Annotated in this window: 12 protein-coding genes; 5 read left to right on the top strand and 7 right to left on the bottom strand. The window is 67.5% G+C overall.

Annotation, left to right across the window (positions count from 1 at the left end):
• Positions 1-2 precede the first annotated feature (2 nt).
• Positions 3-1,955, bottom strand: coding sequence for an MFS transporter (locus tag ACQPYY_RS21110; protein WP_433590684.1), 1,953 nt, complete (start codon positions 1,953-1,955; stop codon positions 3-5).
• A gap of 262 nt (positions 1,956-2,217) precedes the next feature.
• Between ACQPYY_RS21110 and ACQPYY_RS21115 the strand changes: the two genes are divergently transcribed.
• On the top strand, positions 2,218-3,273 hold the full coding sequence (locus ACQPYY_RS21115; RefSeq protein ID WP_433590685.1) for a ParB/Srx family N-terminal domain-containing protein: 1,056 nt from the start codon (positions 2,218-2,220) through the stop codon (positions 3,271-3,273).
• 65 nt (positions 3,274-3,338) lie between these two features.
• Here ACQPYY_RS21115 and ACQPYY_RS21120 read toward each other — a convergent pair whose 3' ends face one another.
• A complete protein-coding gene (locus tag ACQPYY_RS21120; protein WP_379104407.1) occupies positions 3,339-3,665 on the bottom strand; it encodes a hypothetical protein in 327 nt (108 codons plus the stop codon).
• A gap of 120 nt (positions 3,666-3,785) precedes the next feature.
• A complete protein-coding gene (locus tag ACQPYY_RS21125) occupies positions 3,786-4,901 on the bottom strand; it encodes a serine hydrolase domain-containing protein (RefSeq protein WP_433590686.1) in 1,116 nt (371 codons plus the stop codon).
• A gap of 269 nt (positions 4,902-5,170) precedes the next feature.
• Here ACQPYY_RS21125 and ACQPYY_RS21130 point away from each other — a divergent pair, with 269 nt between their 5' ends.
• The 4 genes from ACQPYY_RS21130 (at position 5,171) to ACQPYY_RS21145 (ending at position 10,329) form a co-directional block, all read left to right on the top strand.
• Positions 5,171-5,971: a hypothetical protein gene (locus ACQPYY_RS21130; RefSeq protein ID WP_433590687.1), complete on the top strand. Its 801-nt coding sequence runs from the start codon at positions 5,171-5,173 to the stop codon at positions 5,969-5,971.
• A gap of 122 nt (positions 5,972-6,093) precedes the next feature.
• A complete protein-coding gene (locus ACQPYY_RS21135) occupies positions 6,094-8,304 on the top strand; it encodes an MMPL family transporter (RefSeq protein ID WP_433590688.1) in 2,211 nt (736 codons plus the stop codon).
• 103 nt (positions 8,305-8,407) lie between these two features.
• Positions 8,408-9,658: a sensor histidine kinase gene (locus ACQPYY_RS21140; RefSeq protein WP_433590689.1), complete on the top strand. Its 1,251-nt coding sequence runs from the start codon at positions 8,408-8,410 to the stop codon at positions 9,656-9,658.
• Positions 9,655-10,329, top strand: a complete 675-nt coding sequence (locus tag ACQPYY_RS21145) for a response regulator transcription factor (protein WP_433590690.1) — start codon at positions 9,655-9,657, stop codon at positions 10,327-10,329. The genes ACQPYY_RS21140 and ACQPYY_RS21145 overlap by 4 nt, the downstream gene beginning before the upstream one ends.
• A gap of 187 nt (positions 10,330-10,516) precedes the next feature.
• Here the strand turns inward: ACQPYY_RS21145 and ACQPYY_RS21150 are convergent, their stop codons facing one another.
• The 4 genes from ACQPYY_RS21150 to ACQPYY_RS21165 all read right to left on the bottom strand — a co-directional run bounded on the left by ACQPYY_RS21150 (position 10,517) and on the right by ACQPYY_RS21165 (position 15,162).
• Complete coding sequence (locus ACQPYY_RS21150; protein ID WP_433590691.1) at positions 10,517-11,110, bottom strand: hypothetical protein; 594 nt, start codon at positions 11,108-11,110, stop codon at positions 10,517-10,519.
• A 268-nt stretch (positions 11,111-11,378) separates the two neighbouring features.
• Positions 11,379-11,825, bottom strand: a complete 447-nt coding sequence (locus ACQPYY_RS21155; protein WP_433590692.1) for a MaoC/PaaZ C-terminal domain-containing protein — start codon at positions 11,823-11,825, stop codon at positions 11,379-11,381.
• 14 nt (positions 11,826-11,839) lie between these two features.
• Positions 11,840-12,979 (bottom strand): acyl-CoA dehydrogenase family protein, encoded by a 1,140-nt coding sequence (locus tag ACQPYY_RS21160; protein WP_433590693.1) that lies wholly within the window; start codon positions 12,977-12,979, stop codon positions 11,840-11,842.
• Positions 12,980-13,011: 32 nt separating this feature from the next.
• On the bottom strand, positions 13,012-15,162 hold the full coding sequence (locus ACQPYY_RS21165; RefSeq protein ID WP_433590694.1) for a 3-hydroxyacyl-CoA dehydrogenase NAD-binding domain-containing protein: 2,151 nt from the start codon (positions 15,160-15,162) through the stop codon (positions 13,012-13,014).
• Positions 15,163-15,180: the final 18 nt, after the last annotated feature.

Raw genomic sequence — 15,180 nt, forward strand, 5'->3', positions numbered from 1 at the left:
CCTCAGTGCGGCAGTGTCGCCAGCTCGCGCTGGACGGCCACGTCGTGCTCGGCGGCCTCCTCCGCGGCTTTCTTGGGGCTCCAGTGTCCGGCCATGACGAACACGAACGGGATGAAGCAGATCTGGGCGATCAGGCAGATCCACCACCAGGTCTTCCACTGCTTCGGTGAATCCTTCTGCGCCTGCTGCACTTCCTTGCCGTGCTCGGACAGGTAGGCCAGGTCGTCGGCGGGGATCGCGCTCACGGCCTTGAGTTTCGCGCTCGCGGCGGTCAACGCCGGGCCGGTCTGGGAGGCCACGGCCAGCTGATCGACGGGCACCTTCCCGGCCGCCGCGATCCGGGCTCCGGCCTGATCCGGCGGGATCCCGAACTTCTGGGCGACCTGCCCGACCGCGGTGGCCTGGGCCGCCTTGTCATTGGGGTCGGTCAGGAGTTTGACCAGCACCTTCTGATCGATGGCCTGCAGGGTGGCCAGTTCCTCGGGGTACTTGGCGTTGAGCTCGACCGTGGTCTTGATGTCGGCCGGGGAATCCCCGGTCAGCTTCACCAGCGCGGCGACCTGCGCTCCGACGTCGTTCGGATTCTTGGCGAGGGCGGTGAGCGTGTCCTCGCCGACGGTCTGAATGGTCGCGATCTCCTCGTGGTACTTGGCGTTGATGGTCTGCAACCGCGGCCCGTAGTTGACCAGCGTGCCCGCCGCGGTCACCACCAGCAGCAGCCCCAGCAGCACGAACGTCACCACCGTGCGCAGCACGCCGCCCCACACCGCGAGCCCGACCGCCGTGGCCGCCGGGTTCCGCTTCTCCACGGTCTCGGTGAAGCTCGCCATCCAGGTCGAGTAGGCGATGCCGGTGCCGACCGCGGTGAAACTCATGACGATCGCGAAGGTGTAGTAGTCGGTGCCGGGCTGGTCGGTGTAGCTGAGGAACACGTAGGTCCCGATGATGCTGATGATCGCGCCGAACACCATGAACGGTTTGCGGACCTTCATCTTGTCCGACACGATGCCGGTGATCACCAGCGAGAAGGCGCTGGCGATCCAATACCAGTTGCCCAGCGCGTTGGCCTGGGCGGCGGTGAACCCGAAATTGGTCGCCATGTACACCGGCAGGAACGACACGATGGTGTAGAAGAACGCCAGGAAGATCGAGATGGCCAGCGCCGAGCCGACGATGTCGAGGTGCATCATCTGCTTCCACTGATTGCGTTCCAGCGCCTCGACGTCCAACCCGCGCGCCCGCGCCTCGATCAGCGCCTTGTCCCGCAGCGACACCATGATCTGATCCCGCAGCCGGGGGCTGAGCTCGCGCAGCCCGACCAGGCCGACGAGGGAGATCACCAGACAGATGACACCCGCGAGCCGGTAGTGGTACTGCCAATCCGGGTGCGCGTCGAGGGTGTGCGTGGAGATCTCGGTGGTGACGAGCGCGCCCAGCACCGGTCCCAGGGTCCAGAAGCCCATGGCCGAGGCGCGGTCCAACTGCGGGGAGAAGTCGCGGACCAGCGCGGGCGTCGCGACCAGCACCGCGCCCTCGACGATGCTGATGATGCAGTAGATGGCCAGGAAGGATTCCTTGGTCGTGCACTGCGGCTGCGCGAACAGGGTCAGCAGCGAGGTGACGACGGTGCCGTAGGCGACGATATTGGCGCGGCCCCAGCGGTCCAGGACGCCGGTCACCACCGAGGCCACGGCGCCGAAGGCCGCGCCGATGATGAAGATCCCGACGAAATAGCGGAAGGTCAGGTGGAAATCGGCGATCAGCTGGTTGCCGACGGCTCCCGACACGAACAGCTGGTAGTACAGCGCGACGGACACCACGACGACGAGGAAGAGATACCAGGACCGAGCGGGCGTTTCCGGATAGTGCGGGAGCTTGCGCCGCCAGAGTCCGGTGACCAGCGTCGGCGGGGGGAATTCCGCGGCCGGAGGCACTGCGGTCGGTGTACTGCTCATGTTCGAGACGCCTTTCTCTCCACGGCGTTTCGCGCAGCCACAGGCCCTTGGTTCGCGGCACGAGCAACCGGGTGACAACAGGGTAGCGGCCATGAGTGACTCAGATCACTGTTATCGGACTCAGTGGCCGCACACGCGCGTGGCGCCCGTTCACCAATTATTGGCCGAGACAACAGCATCTGGCCGTCGGGGCATCGCGGGCCGGTCATCGGCGCTGGTCACCGTAATGCGGCTTGTATCACCGCATGAATTCGAGGATTCGATGTCGAACACCACCGTCGCGCGCGGCCGCCTGGTCGCCGCGTTCGCGGGCGCACTGATGGCCCTGACCAGTGCCGTCGCGGTCGCCGCTCCCGGGGAGCCGGGCGAGCGGCCCTCCTTCTGCGACCACGACCAGCGGTCCACCCCCGGCGCGGCCTACCTGTGCGCCAAGACCAACGATCTGGTCGACGTCCGTATCGGTGATGTGCTGCCGACCCAGCCGTCGCTGGGCTACGACGAGGTGTTCTACAAGCTGGGCCGCTACACGCTCGGCAAGGACGCGGTGAACAAGAAGTTCGACGACTGGTGCGAGGCCAACGGCCAGGTCGCCGCCGCCACCGTGAGCCCGGCCGCGCAGTTGAAGGATTCGTCCTCGTTCACCTGCAAGGTGGCGATCGGCTCCGAGACCGCCGACTCCATCGCGCCGATGAAGACCGTGGTGATCGGTCCCCAGGGCCGGCTGTACCTCACCGACGGCCACCACACCCTGACCTCGTTCTTCGAGACCCCGGACGGCGGCGCGGACACCCACGTACGGCTGCGCGTGCTCGGCAACCTGAGCACCCTGCCCGACGGCAAGTTCTGGGACGCCATGAAGGCCAACGGCTGGACCTGGCTCGAGGACGTGAACGGCAACGCCATCAAGGAGCACCAGCTCCCGAAGTCGGTGGGCCTGGCCAACTTCGCCGATGACAAGTACCGCTCCATGATGTACTTCGCCCGCGACATCGGCTTCCACGAGGGCACCCTGCCCTTCGAGGAGTTCTACTGGGGCGCGTGGATGCGCGACAACAAGGTCGGCGGCGACTGGAACCGCAACGATTTCCCCGCCTACCTGGCCGCGCTGAAGACCGTCACCCAGGCGCAGGTCGCGCTCGGCCCGAACACCGTCGTCGCCGAGGGCAAGACCGCCTCACAGCTGGATGTGCTCCCGGCCTGGAACGGCGGCAGCCCCGAGGACAAGGGCGAGTTCGGCAAGATCTCCAAGCCGTACTCCGACGCCAAACCCGGCAAGCTCGGCTACGCGATCGAGTACCGCCTGCGCACCGGCCGCTGATCACCGGACAGCGACGACAAACACCTCGGGATCGCCGGACGCGATCCCGAGGTCTTTTCGTTCGATCAGGGGTAGGCCTGAACGATCTCGACGCCCACCAAGGCGTTGAACGAGTCGCAGCTGGCCCACGACTGGTTCTGCCCGTACTGCATGGGCCCGTACTTCCAATAGGTGAACGGAACGGGCCAGGCGACACAGGTGAGCTTCACCTGATGCCAGGTCGGCAACTCGCAATTGGACATTCCGCCGGTGTTGAAGATGTTGTACAGGTGGCAATTCGCCTGCCACACCGGCACATCGTCGGCCTGGGCCGTTCCACCACCGGCGAGCACCATGCCCGCGGCTGCGGTGGCGACGACGGCACTGGCAGCAAGCCGCTTCGCAGATAGCATTCCGACCTCCTGAATTGGTGTTGTCCTCGAGCAAATCGCATTCTGGTGCCACTTGTTACGAAAAACAAAACAATTGATTACTTCGGAGGATCGTCCTTTATTCGGAATTGCACTGTTCGATCAGGGAATCGGAGGCGGACGGTCCGGGACCAGCAGGGTCGCAATGGCAGTGCCGATGGGGATCGCGTTGTTCTTGTCGGCGTTCGCGGTGGCGCCGAGGGTGGCGTAGACGACGACCGTGGTGGCGGTCCTGGTGTCGTAGAACGCGACTCCGTTGTAGCCGCCGTAGGACGGGTTCATGAACAGCCAGTCGCCCATGTGCGGGACACCGAACGCGAAGTACTTCTGGGCGGTGAGCGGACCGAGTCCGGCAGTCGAGGGGGCCATCATCTGCTGAAACCGGTCCGCGGGGAGCAGTTCTCCCTTACCCAGAGCGCGGACCCAGCGGCCGACGTCGGTGACGGTGGAGTTCATATTGCCGCTGTGCAGGAATGCGGTCGGATTCCAGAAGGTGGCGTCCTCGAAGATCTTTCGCTCATCGGTGTAGCCGTGCAGGATCGGCTCGTCCACCTGGGCGGTGAGCATCACCCTGCTCTTCCTCATACCGAGCGGATCCAAGACGTAGTCGGATATCAGCTCGCCCAAGGGTTTTCCCGACGCCTGCTGCAGGACCTCGCCGAGCACGACCAGATCGCTGTGAGCGTAGGCGAAACTCGTTCCCGGGTCGAACAGCGGCGGGCGGGCATTGGCCAGGTCGAACAGTTCTCGAGCAGTCCAGGTGCGAAACGGGTTGTCGCCGAATCGTTTCAGGAATTCCGGATCGGTGACATAGTCGGAGATTCCGGAGGTGCTGTTCGCGAGCATCCTCGGAGTAATGCGTTCGGCCCGTGGGAAATTCGGCAGCCATCGGGCAATGGGCTCGTCCAGCTTCAGCGTGCCGTTCCCGTCGAGTCGCCAGAGCACGGTCGACAGCATCGGCTCCATCGGCTGACCCACCCGCAGCTGCATATCGCTGGTCGCGGGAACACCGAGCGGCGAGTCCCCCACAGCGCCGACGACCACTTCCTCGCCGTCGCGCCAGGCCCCGAACACCGCCGCGGTGAGATCGAACTCGCCGAGCTTCGCGCGAACGATATCGGCGATCTGCTCGGCTTCCCTCGAAGGCGGAGCCGGACTGCCGGAGCCCGAGCCTCGATCCGACCCGCACCCACCGACGATCAAGCTCAGCACGACCATCAGCCCCGCACCTGCGCGCCATCGAGCGGACACACTCATCACCGGGTCCCTTCGCCGAAGAAGACGGGCGGAGCAGCGTTGATCAGAATCTACGCCGGTAGCCGACCCCTAGCCACGACCCGATCCATAACCCGCGCGGCGCGGTCGCGGGCTCGAATCACGGCCCCGAAAACCCGGGGCGTGCGGCCTGCCGACGATCGGTGAACAGTGCTATTCGCAAATGATCATCCCGCTCTCATCAGCGTTGCCGAATCGAGAAACCCCGCATCATGCGTACCTCAGTCCGCACCCTCGCCGCGGCCGGAATCACCGCCACCGCCTCCGCTCTGACCGTGCTCTCCACCGGACCGGCCGCCCACGCCGACGTCACCGGCACGGGAATGACCGTGCAGGGCAGCAACTTCCAGGTCGGCCAGACCTACAACGTCGTCATCCCGGTCTCCGACTGCGTGGGCGCCGGCCTCTCCGACACTTCCAACGGCGTGACCGTCCGCTCCGACTGGAAGGGCAAGTCGAGCATCGCGGGCCAGCCCTGCATGGGCACCACCTCCACCTGGACCTTCCAGTGGACCCCCCTCACCCCCGGCACCCATGTCCTCGGCTATGGCTACGGCAACAGCAACGTGAGCCTCCCCCCGTACACCAATATGGCCTCCGCGACCGTCCAGGTCAGCGGCTCCGGCAGTACCGACCCCCAGGCCTGCGACACCGCCTGCACGACGGTCCACGGCACGCCCGAGGTCGGCTGCACCCTCACCGTGACCATGACCAACATCCCGGCGTCCCTGGCCGCCTCGTCGGGCTCGGCCATTTTGCAAAGCCTCAGCTCGGGCGTCCCCGCCCGGAACGCCTGGTTCGACGACAACAAGACCGCCACCGGCACCACGACGATCAACGGCAACTCCGTCACCATGACGTGGACCCCCACCACCGCCGGCTACCACCACCTCACCGGCCAATACGACACCGGCTACCAGGCGCCCATCATCAGCGACCCGATCAACCTGCCCGGCTACGCGGGCGATATCTGGCTCCAGGTAGCCGCGGCCGGAACCCAGCCCTGCGCCTGACCAGCCCAGCCGAGGTGCTGCGGATCGAGTACTGAGCGGGCGCGGGTACTGCGTTCGCAGTACACCGGACGGCCGTCACCGGGACGATGCCGACTACAGAGGCGTCGAACGAGCATGGTCGCATGGCGAAATTCCTGTACCGGGTCGGCCGGTTCGCGTTCGAGAAGCGGCGGCTGGTCGTGCTGCTGTGGGTGGGACTGATGGCCGCGCTGGTGGTGGGAGCCGCCAGCGCGCCGCCGGCGCCACCGGATACGTTCTCGATTCCGGGGACCGAGTCCCAGCAGGCGTTCGATCTGCTGGGCGAACGGTTCCCGGGCACCAAATCCGATGGGGCGCAGGCGCGGATCGTGTTCGTCGCGCCCGAGGGGCAGCAGATCGGTTCCGAGGCCAACAAGGCGGTGGTGGAGCGGATCGTCGCCGACGTCTCGGGCGGCGCGCAGGTGAAGGGCGTGCTCGACCCGTTCCAGACGGGCGGGGTCAGCAAGAGCGGCACCACCGCCTACGCGACCGTGAGCTACGGCGACACCAGCGACAACCTCACCGATGCGACGAAGACGGCGCTGACCGACGCGGTGGACACCGGTGAGGCCGCCGGGGTCACCGTGGAGATCGGCGGGTCCGCGCTCCAGGCGAAGCCGGAGATGGCCGGGGCGACCGAGGCCATCGGCATCGCCATCGCGGCCATCGTGCTGATGATCACCTTCGGCGCGTTCGCGGCGGCGGGCTTGCCGCTGATCACCGCGCTGGTCGGGATCGGCGTCGGGATCGCCGCCATCGTGGCCATCGGGATGTCCACCACGACAACGACTCTGGCGATGATGCTCGGGCTCGCGGTCGGCATCGACTACGCGCTGTTCATCGTGTCCCGCTACCGCACCGAACGCGCCGAAGGACACAGCGCGACGGAGGCCGCGGGACGGGCCGTCGGAACCGCTGGATCCGCGGTGGTTTTCGCCGGGCTCACCGTGGTGATCGCGCTCGCCGGACTGGCCGTGGTCGGGATTCCGGCCCTCACCAAGATGGGGCTGGCCGCGGCCGGCACCGTCGCCGTCGCCGTGACGATCGCGTTGACGCTGCTGCCCGCACTGCTGGGCTTCTTCCAGAACGCGGTGCTGCCCAAGGCTTTCCGCAAGCGGCAGCAGGATCGGGACAGCCTGCCCGCAGAGTCGGTGCCGGAGGACAAGCCCGGTATGGGCACGCGCTGGGCGCGGTTCGTCGTCCGCCGTCCGGTGGCCGTGCTGGTGATCGGGCTGGTCGGCATGGGTGCGCTCGCGCTGCCGATGACGAGCCTGGAACTCGGTATGCCGGGTGAGGAATCGCAGCCGACCTCGACAACGCAGCGCCGCGCCTACGATGCGCTCGCCGAGGGCTTCGGGCCCGGCTTCAACGGGCCGCTCACCGTCGCACTGGATGTCAAGGGCGTCAGCGACCCGCAGGCCGCGGTGGAACGGGCGACCAGCGCGCTGGCCGCGACCGAGGGCGTCGTGTCGGTGTCTCCCGCGATGTTCAATCAGGCCGGTGACGCCGCCATGATCACCGTGGTGCCCGCCACCGGTCCCTCGACCACCGCGACCAAGGACCTCGTGCACACCCTGCGCGGCGAGGCCGGCGGTCTGCACGCGGCGACCGGCGCGACCATGCTCGTCACGGGTGCGACCGCGATGAATATCGATGTCTCGCAGAAGATGTCCGACGCCCTGCTCCCGTATCTCGCCGTGGTGGTCGGGCTCGCGATCCTGCTGCTGATGATCGTGTTCCGTTCGATCGCCGTGCCGATCAAGGCGGCCTTGGGCTTCCTGCTGTCGGTGGGCGCGGCCTTCGGTGTGATCGTCGCGGTCTTCCAGTGGGGTTGGCTGGCCGATCTGATCGGAGTGCACCAGACCGGTCCGGTGATGAGCATGATGCCGATCTTCCTGGTCGGCGTGGTGTTCGGGCTCGCCATGGATTACGAGGTCTTCCTCGTCACCCGGATGCGGGAGGCCTTCGCGCACGGCGAGAGCGCCCGCGACGCCATCGTCACCGGATTCCGGCACAGCGGCCGGGTGGTGGTGGCCGCGGCCGCCATCATGATCGCGGTGTTCGCCGGATTCATCGGCGGTGGGGAACCGATGATCAAGATGATGGGTCTCGGGCTCGCCGCGGCGGTGTTCTTCGACGCCTTCATCGTCCGGATGACCCTGGTTCCGGCGGTGCTCGCGCTGCTCGGCGACAAGGCGTGGTGGCTTCCGGCGTGGCTGGCCAAGATCCTGCCGAACGTGGACGTGGAGGGTGAGAGCCTGAACCGGCCGGTGGCCGTCGAGCCGGAGCGGGAACTCGAATCCGCGCGCGCCTGAGCCGCGGGCCGGATCGACGACCGGTAGGCCGTCCGGAGCGGGCGGCCTACCGGTCGGTTCGGGACCTGCCGAATACTGTTCTCGACGACGAGAAGGAGCGCCGATGACCGCCGAATGGTCGCAATGGCCGCGCCGGCACAGCCGGGTGGTCGATGTGGTGGTGGCCATCCTGCTGTGCGCGCTGGCGACCTACGCGAGCCGGTTCATCGATCACGGCAACGGGCAGGGGCCGGTGGCGGTCCGGCCGATTTCGCCCGGGGTGTTCGCGCTGTCGGCGGCGGCCTCGATCGCCTTGTTGTGGCGCAGGGCGTATCCGCGCGCGGTACTGGCGATCACGACAGCCTGCGGTATCGCGATCGGCGCCTTGGGTTTCGAGGTCTCGGTGTTCACGGCGGGTGCTGCGTTCGTCGCCATGTACTCGCTGGGCTTGTGGTATCCCGATGCCCGCATCGCCAAGCTCGGCCCGGTGGTCGCGGGCGCCGCGCTGTTGATCACCTCGCTGGTGCACGACTTCAATCCGCTGCTGACCGGCGGACGCATCACGCTGGTCGCCGGTGACCTGCTGGCCGGCGCGTTCGCCGAGGCCGGGCGCAACCGGCGCAACTATCTGGCGGCCCTGCACGCACGCGCCGAACTGGCCGAACGGACGCGGGAGGAGGAGGCGCGGCAGCGCGTCGGCGAGGAGCGGGTCCGGATCGCGCGGGAATTGCACGACATCGTCGCCCACCACATGGCGTTGGCGCACGCGCAAGCCTCCACTGCCGCATACCTGCTGCGCAGCCAACCCGATCAGGCGCAGGAGATGCTCGACGAGCTGGCCGGCACCACCTCCGCGGCGCTGCGCGAACTCAAAGCCACGGTGGGCCTGCTGCGGGAGGACGATTCCGATGCCCCGCTCGAACCGACACCCGGGCTGGCTCAACTGTCGGAACTGCTCACGTCTTTCGAGCGGACCGGCTTGACGCTGTCGTTGTCGATCACCGGTGTGCCGCGCCCGCTCTCACCGGGCGCGGATCTGACGGCGTACCGGATCATCCAAGAGGCGCTCACCAATGTCACCAAGCACGCGAGCACCGCGACCGCGACCGTGCGACTGGACTACTCGCGCCTGCTGCTGACCATCAGCATCAGCGACGACGGCGGCGACGCGCCGGAAACTGTTCGCGGTGAACAGGATTCGGCCGACCGGGAATCGAACGCGCAGGGTTACGGTCTGATCGGCATGAACGAGCGCGCCGTCTCGGTCGGCGGCCACCTGCGCGCCGGCCGCAAGCCCGGCGGCGGTTTCGAAGTCACCACCGAACTGCCTCTCGAACCACCGAAGACCCCCGACGACGAGGACACGACGCCATGACCATCCGGGTACTGCTCGCCGACGATCAAGCCCTGCTGGCAGGCACCTTCCGCTTGCTGATCGATTCGGCCGAGGACATGGAAGTCGTCGGCATCGCCGGAAACGGCCGGGAGGCGGTCGAACTCGCGCAAGCCACCACCCCCGACGTCGTGGTCATGGACATCCGTATGCCCGGCACCGACGGCCTCGCCGCCACCCAGGAGATCTGCGCCGATCCCGCTCTGCGCGACACCCGGGTCATGATCCTCACCACCTTCGAACTCGACGAGTACGTGGCGCAGGCCCTCCGCGCCGGAGCGAGCGGCTTCCTCGGCAAGGACGTGGGCCCCGAGGAACTCCTCCGCTCCATCCGCGCGGTAGCCGCCGGCGACGCCCTCCTCTCCCCCACCGCGACTCGCACCCTGATCGCCCGCTACCTCTCCCGCCCCGAAAGCCGTATCACCGCAGCCGATTCCCTCGACGTCCTCACCGCCCGCGAACGCGAGGTCGTCGCCATGGTCGCCGAAGGCCTCTCCAACGAGGAAATCGCCGAGAAGATGTACGTCAGCCCCCTGACCATCCGCACCCACGTCCAACGCGCCATGTCGAAACTCGGCGTCCAGAACCGAGCCCAACTCGTCGTCCTCGCCTTCCAATCCGGCCTGGTCCGAGTCGAACCACCCCGCCCCTGAAACCGCCACCACGCCAGCGGGTCAGGAAACCGCGATCGCGGTGATCACATGCACCGCACAGGCGAACACCGGCCCGGCAACCATGACGATGAAATGCCACATGAGACACCGTCTGAGAGCTGTTTCGCCGCAGAACGGTTCCGCTGTCGGCAATCCGGCAGCGGAACCCGGTGAAACCGCGAGGTTGCTACTTCACGCCGTTCTTGATGGCGGTGTCCTGCTTCTCAGCGATCGCGATCGCTACTTCGGCCGGGACGTGTTCACCGGTCTTGCTGTTGAATTCGATGATCGCGAAGGCTCCGCCCTCGGCGAACACCACGACGGTGGATCCACCCGGGCCATTCATGATGCCGCCGTCGACACCGATGTCGATAGGCGTGAAGGCCGCACCCGACTTCTGCGCCACATCATTCTTCGCCGCCGCGGCAGCGGCCGCGGCGTTCTCGCGCACAATGACCGCGGTGCTGATCTTCTCGGTCCCCGCACCGTTGCCGTAGACACCGGTGATGCCGTTCGGCTCCGCCTTGGAGGTCTTCAACGTCCAGTCGGAGTCGATATCGCTGGGCTTGATGAGCAGCTTCGCGTAATCGCTCGCGACAGGCGACGAGGCCGCAGTGGTCGGCGCGACCGAGGTCCCCGTCGACGATGACTCCTGATCCGCGCTGCACCCAGCGATTCCCACGGACAGCACCACTGCGGCACCGAACACCACAGCCTTCGATTTCTTCATCGGCAGATGATGGCAGAGGCGCAAATCCCCCGCAAACGCAGTACCGCTCATTCGACTCGCGGTCGCCTTCTCGCGCGGGCAGGGCGCGGTGGTCCGCGACCCCGCAAAGCCCTCGGTGATTCTGATGGCACCCGCGTGTGATCGAAGTGCCTCCGTCGCAACGCAGCCGACTTCGACGAACCCTCGGATTTCCGCACACCATCAGAAGCACCGTTCCGCGTCCTTCCCGGGGTCACACGCCGACCGTGCCGAGAGTTGCTCCTGGACGACACGGAACGGTGTGGACTCTGGGGTCGGAGACGATGTCGAGTGACATGGGTCAGCCCGCGTCGACTCGGCTGTGGACGTAGCCGTCGAGGTCGATGATCATGACCCGTTCGTCGTACTGGTTGGTGAGTTCGCCCTGGACGCGGACTTTCGCTCGCCCTTCCCGCGCCGGAACGACATCGGTGATCGTGACCCGGCCCGTGAGGGTGTCCCCGGGGCGGACCGGTGTCGGCAGTGTCATGCCCCGGATATCGCGCCCGGCGACGACGGCCCATCGCGAGTAGGCGCCGGCCACGGCGAGGCGTTGGAACACGCACAGGGTGTGCAGGCCGCTGGCGATGACCCCGCCGAAGTGTTCGCCGTCGCCGACATGGATCGCCAGCGGATCCCACTGCCGCGCGAAGGCGCGGATGGCCTCCTCGGTCAGGCTGTGTCGGCCGAGTTCTTGTGCGACACCGATGATCTCGATGAGGTCCTCGGCATACAGGCGCTCGCCCACCGGCCGGCTCGCGTTCACCGGGAGTACAAGTCGCGGGCGATGATCATCTTCTGGATCTGCGGTGTGCCGTCACCGATCTGGTAGCCCGAGACGTCGCGCAGCATGGCCTGCAGCGGCATCTCCTCGGACCATCCGATGTGGCCGTGCAGGACGACGCAGTCGTTGATGGCGGCCATCGCGACCTGTGGAGCCCACCACTTCAGCATCGCCGCCTGGGCGGTGTGCGGCTCGCCCGCCATGCGCATGCCGAGGGTCTGATAGGCCAGCGCCCGGACCGCGGTGATGTAGGTGCTGTGCTCGGCCAGCGGGAACTGCACACCCTGGTTCACCGCCAACGGCTGCCCGAAGGTGGTGCGCTGCTGGGTGTATTCCACCGTCATGTCGACGGCGCGCTGTGCGCTGCCGATCACCATGAGCCCGATCAGGGTTCTGGTGAGGTCGAATTCGCGCATGATCCCGTGGAAACCGGTGCCCGGTTCCATCATCACCGAGGCATCGGGCACGAAGGTGCCGTCGAAGGTGAGTGCGCCGCGGCCGATGGCCTTGCAGCCCGGGTCGTGGAAGGCCTGGCGCGCGATGCTCGGATCGTCGAGCGGCACCACGAAGGCGCCGATTCCCTTGGCGCGCTGACCCGGATCGGTCTGCGCGATGACGACGGCGACGTCGGCGTGCGGGGCCTGGGTGATGGAGGACTTCTCCCCGTACAGTCTCCAGCCACCCTCGACCCGCTCAGCGCGGCAGGTCAGCGCGGAGGCGTCGGAGCCGGTGCCGGGCTCGGTGAGCGCGGTGCAGCCGATGGCCTCACCGGAGATCAGCTTCGGCAGCCACTCTTCGCGCACTCCCGCCGGGGCGTGCGCGGCGAAGAAGCTGGTCTGCACATTGACGAAGAAGTACGCCAGCGCCATGGTCGAGCAGGCATAGCCGAGCTCTTCGGCGGCGATCCCGAGGGCGAGCAGGTCCGCGCCCTGTCCCCCGAATTCTTCCGGGACGGCCAGCGCGGTGAGACCCGCAGCGGCCAGATCCCGTAGCTCCGCGCGCGGATACTCCGTGCTCGCGGCCCGCTGCAGCTGACCGGGAATGAACTTCTCGCGAGCGAACTTGCGGATGTTGTCGCGGAAGACGAGGTGGTCTTCGTCGAGGATGTACGCATTCATGATGGTCCGATCTGGTTGCGGAAGTGGGTGATTCAGCGGCCGACGAGAGTGCCGGCCTCGGCGGCGGCCACCAGCGAGGCGGTCGGGGCGAAGCGCGGGCCGTAGGCGGCGGCGAGTTCGCGGGCGCGGGCGACGAATCCGGCGGGGCCGCCGGAGTAGGTGTTGATGAACGACAGCGCGCCGCCGGTGCCGGCCGGGAATCCGCCCATCACCGACCCGACATTGGCCGTGGTCGCGGACTCGACGACGCCTTCCTCGAGGCAGGCGGCCACCTCCAACGAGATCCGGAACAAGTACCGGTCGCGCAGGTCCTGGAACGGGATGTCGCGTGCGGGTCCGAACGCGTCGCGCAGACCCGGCCACAACGTGAGCCGTTTGCCGTCGGCGTAGTCGTAGAAGCCCGCGCCGGCGGCGCGGCCCCGGCGCTCGAACTCGTCGACCATCCGGACCACGACGCCCTCGCCGGCCGTGCGGCCGACCACGCTACCCGCCGACGCTTCCTGGTCGGCGATGATCGACCGGGACAGCGACAGGCTCACCTGATCGAGCACCAGCAGCGGCTGGGTCATCATGCCGTTCTGGAGCGCGGCCTGTTCGATGGAGGTGGCGGGCACGCCATCGGCCACCATCTCGCACGCCTCGAACGTGGCCGCCATGAACAAGCGCGTCAGATAGAAGCCGCGACCGTCGTTGACCACGATCGGCGTCTTGTTGATCAGCCGGACCGCGTCGACGGCGCGCGCCACCGTTTCCCGGCTGGTCAGAGCGCCTTTGACCACCTCGACCATCGGCATCCTGTCCACCGGCGAGGAGAAGTGCATGCCGATGAACGCCTCCGGCCGGGTGACTCCCTCGGCGAGTCCGGAGATCGGGATCTGCGAGGTATTCGACGCCAGCAGCGCGTTGCCGTCGAGGACCGGCTCGACCTGGCCGTAGGTCTGCTTCTTCAGCTCGGGGTCCTCGAACACGGCCTCGATCATCAGATCCGCGCCGGCGAGGTCGGCGTCGTCGGCCGTCGGGCTGATGCGGGCGAGCAGATCGTCGGCGCGCTGCCGGGTCCAGCGGCCCTTGGCGACCGCGGCCTCGACCAGGGTGCGTGAGTACCCCTTGCCGCGTTCGGCGGCCTGCAGCGTGATGTCCTTGAGGGCCACGGCCACACCGGCTTTGGCGTATTCGTAGGCGATACCCGCGCCCATCATGCCCGCGCCGAGCACCGCCACCTTGGTCGGACGGAAAGGCGCCGCCCCGGCGGGGCGATCGGTGTTCCGGTTCACCTGCTGCAGGTCGAAGAATGACTGAATCCCGTTGGCGGTCAGCGGATTCATCGCCAGGTCGACCAGGTACCGGGTCTCGACCGTCGACGCCGCGGTGAAGTCGACGAGGCTGCCCTCGACCGCAGCGGCGATCAGGTTGCGTGGGGCCGGCAGATCGGCGCCCTTGAGCTGCTTGCGCACGGTGGCCGCCAGCGCCAGCACCTGCTGCGACAGCTCGGCCTCGGTGGCGCGGCCGCCCGGCAGCGTATAGCCCTTGCGGTCCCACGGCTGTACGGGAGCCGGATTGGCCGCGATCCACGCCCGCGCGGCGGGCAGCAATTCGGCGTCGGTGCCGACGACCTCGTCGACCAGCCCGGCCGCGAGCGCCTTGCGCGGGCTGAACTTGGCGCCCTTCAGCAGCACATTCGTCAGCGCGCCCGCCAAGCCGAACATGCGCACCGTGCGCACCACGCCGCCCGCGCCGGGAATCACACCCAGGGTCACCTCGGGCAAGCCGATCCGAATTCCGGAACGGTCCACGGCGATTCGGTGGTGCGTGGCCAGCGCGAGTTCGAGGCCACCGCCGAGCGCGGTGCCGTTGATCGCGGTCACCACCGGCTTGCCCAGGCGCTCCAGTCGACGCAGCAGCGCCTTCGCCCCGTCGAAGAAGGTGGCGATCTGTGCCGCGTCCGCGCTCTGGAACAGTGGCCCGACCTCCTTGAGATCGGCTCCGGCGCTGAAGATCTCCTTGCCGGAGGTGATCACGACACCCGCATAGGCTTCCCGTTCGGCCTCCAGGCGGTCCACGGTGACGGCCAGCGACTGCCGGAAGGCGGCATTCCAGGTGTTGGCGGTCTGGGAGGGGTCGTCGATGGTCAGCACCACGATGCCGTCCGCGCCGAGTTCCCAGCCGATGATGTTCTCGCTCATTGTCTTTCCAGTCCTCTC

The organism is Nocardia sp. CA-145437 (genome assembly GCF_050956485.1).
In the GTDB taxonomy this organism is placed as follows: Bacteria; Actinomycetota; Actinomycetes; order Mycobacteriales; family Mycobacteriaceae; genus Nocardia.

What these genes read in the sequence shown, in the direction of transcription:
- ACQPYY_RS21110 (WP_433590684.1), bottom strand. Translation starts at nt 1,955, where the DNA reads ATGAGCAGTACACCGACCGCAGTGCCTCCGGCCGCGGAATTCCCCCCG.
- ACQPYY_RS21115 (WP_433590685.1), top strand. Translation starts at nt 2,218, where the DNA reads ATGTCGAACACCACCGTCGCGCGCGGCCGCCTGGTCGCCGCGTTCGCG.
- ACQPYY_RS21120 (WP_379104407.1), bottom strand. Translation starts at nt 3,665, where the DNA reads ATGCTATCTGCGAAGCGGCTTGCTGCCAGTGCCGTCGTCGCCACCGCA.
- ACQPYY_RS21125 (WP_433590686.1), bottom strand. Translation starts at nt 4,901, where the DNA reads ATGGTCGTGCTGAGCTTGATCGTCGGTGGGTGCGGGTCGGATCGAGGC.
- ACQPYY_RS21130 (WP_433590687.1), top strand. Translation starts at nt 5,171, where the DNA reads ATGCGTACCTCAGTCCGCACCCTCGCCGCGGCCGGAATCACCGCCACC.
- ACQPYY_RS21135 (WP_433590688.1), top strand. Translation starts at nt 6,094, where the DNA reads ATGGCGAAATTCCTGTACCGGGTCGGCCGGTTCGCGTTCGAGAAGCGG.
- ACQPYY_RS21140 (WP_433590689.1), top strand. Translation starts at nt 8,408, where the DNA reads ATGACCGCCGAATGGTCGCAATGGCCGCGCCGGCACAGCCGGGTGGTC.
- ACQPYY_RS21145 (WP_433590690.1), top strand. Translation starts at nt 9,655, where the DNA reads ATGACCATCCGGGTACTGCTCGCCGACGATCAAGCCCTGCTGGCAGGC.
- ACQPYY_RS21150 (WP_433590691.1), bottom strand. Translation starts at nt 11,110, where the DNA reads ATGAGCGGTACTGCGTTTGCGGGGGATTTGCGCCTCTGCCATCATCTG.
- ACQPYY_RS21160 (WP_433590693.1), bottom strand. Translation starts at nt 12,979, where the DNA reads ATGAATGCGTACATCCTCGACGAAGACCACCTCGTCTTCCGCGACAAC.
- ACQPYY_RS21165 (WP_433590694.1), bottom strand. Translation starts at nt 15,162, where the DNA reads ATGAGCGAGAACATCATCGGCTGGGAACTCGGCGCGGACGGCATCGTG.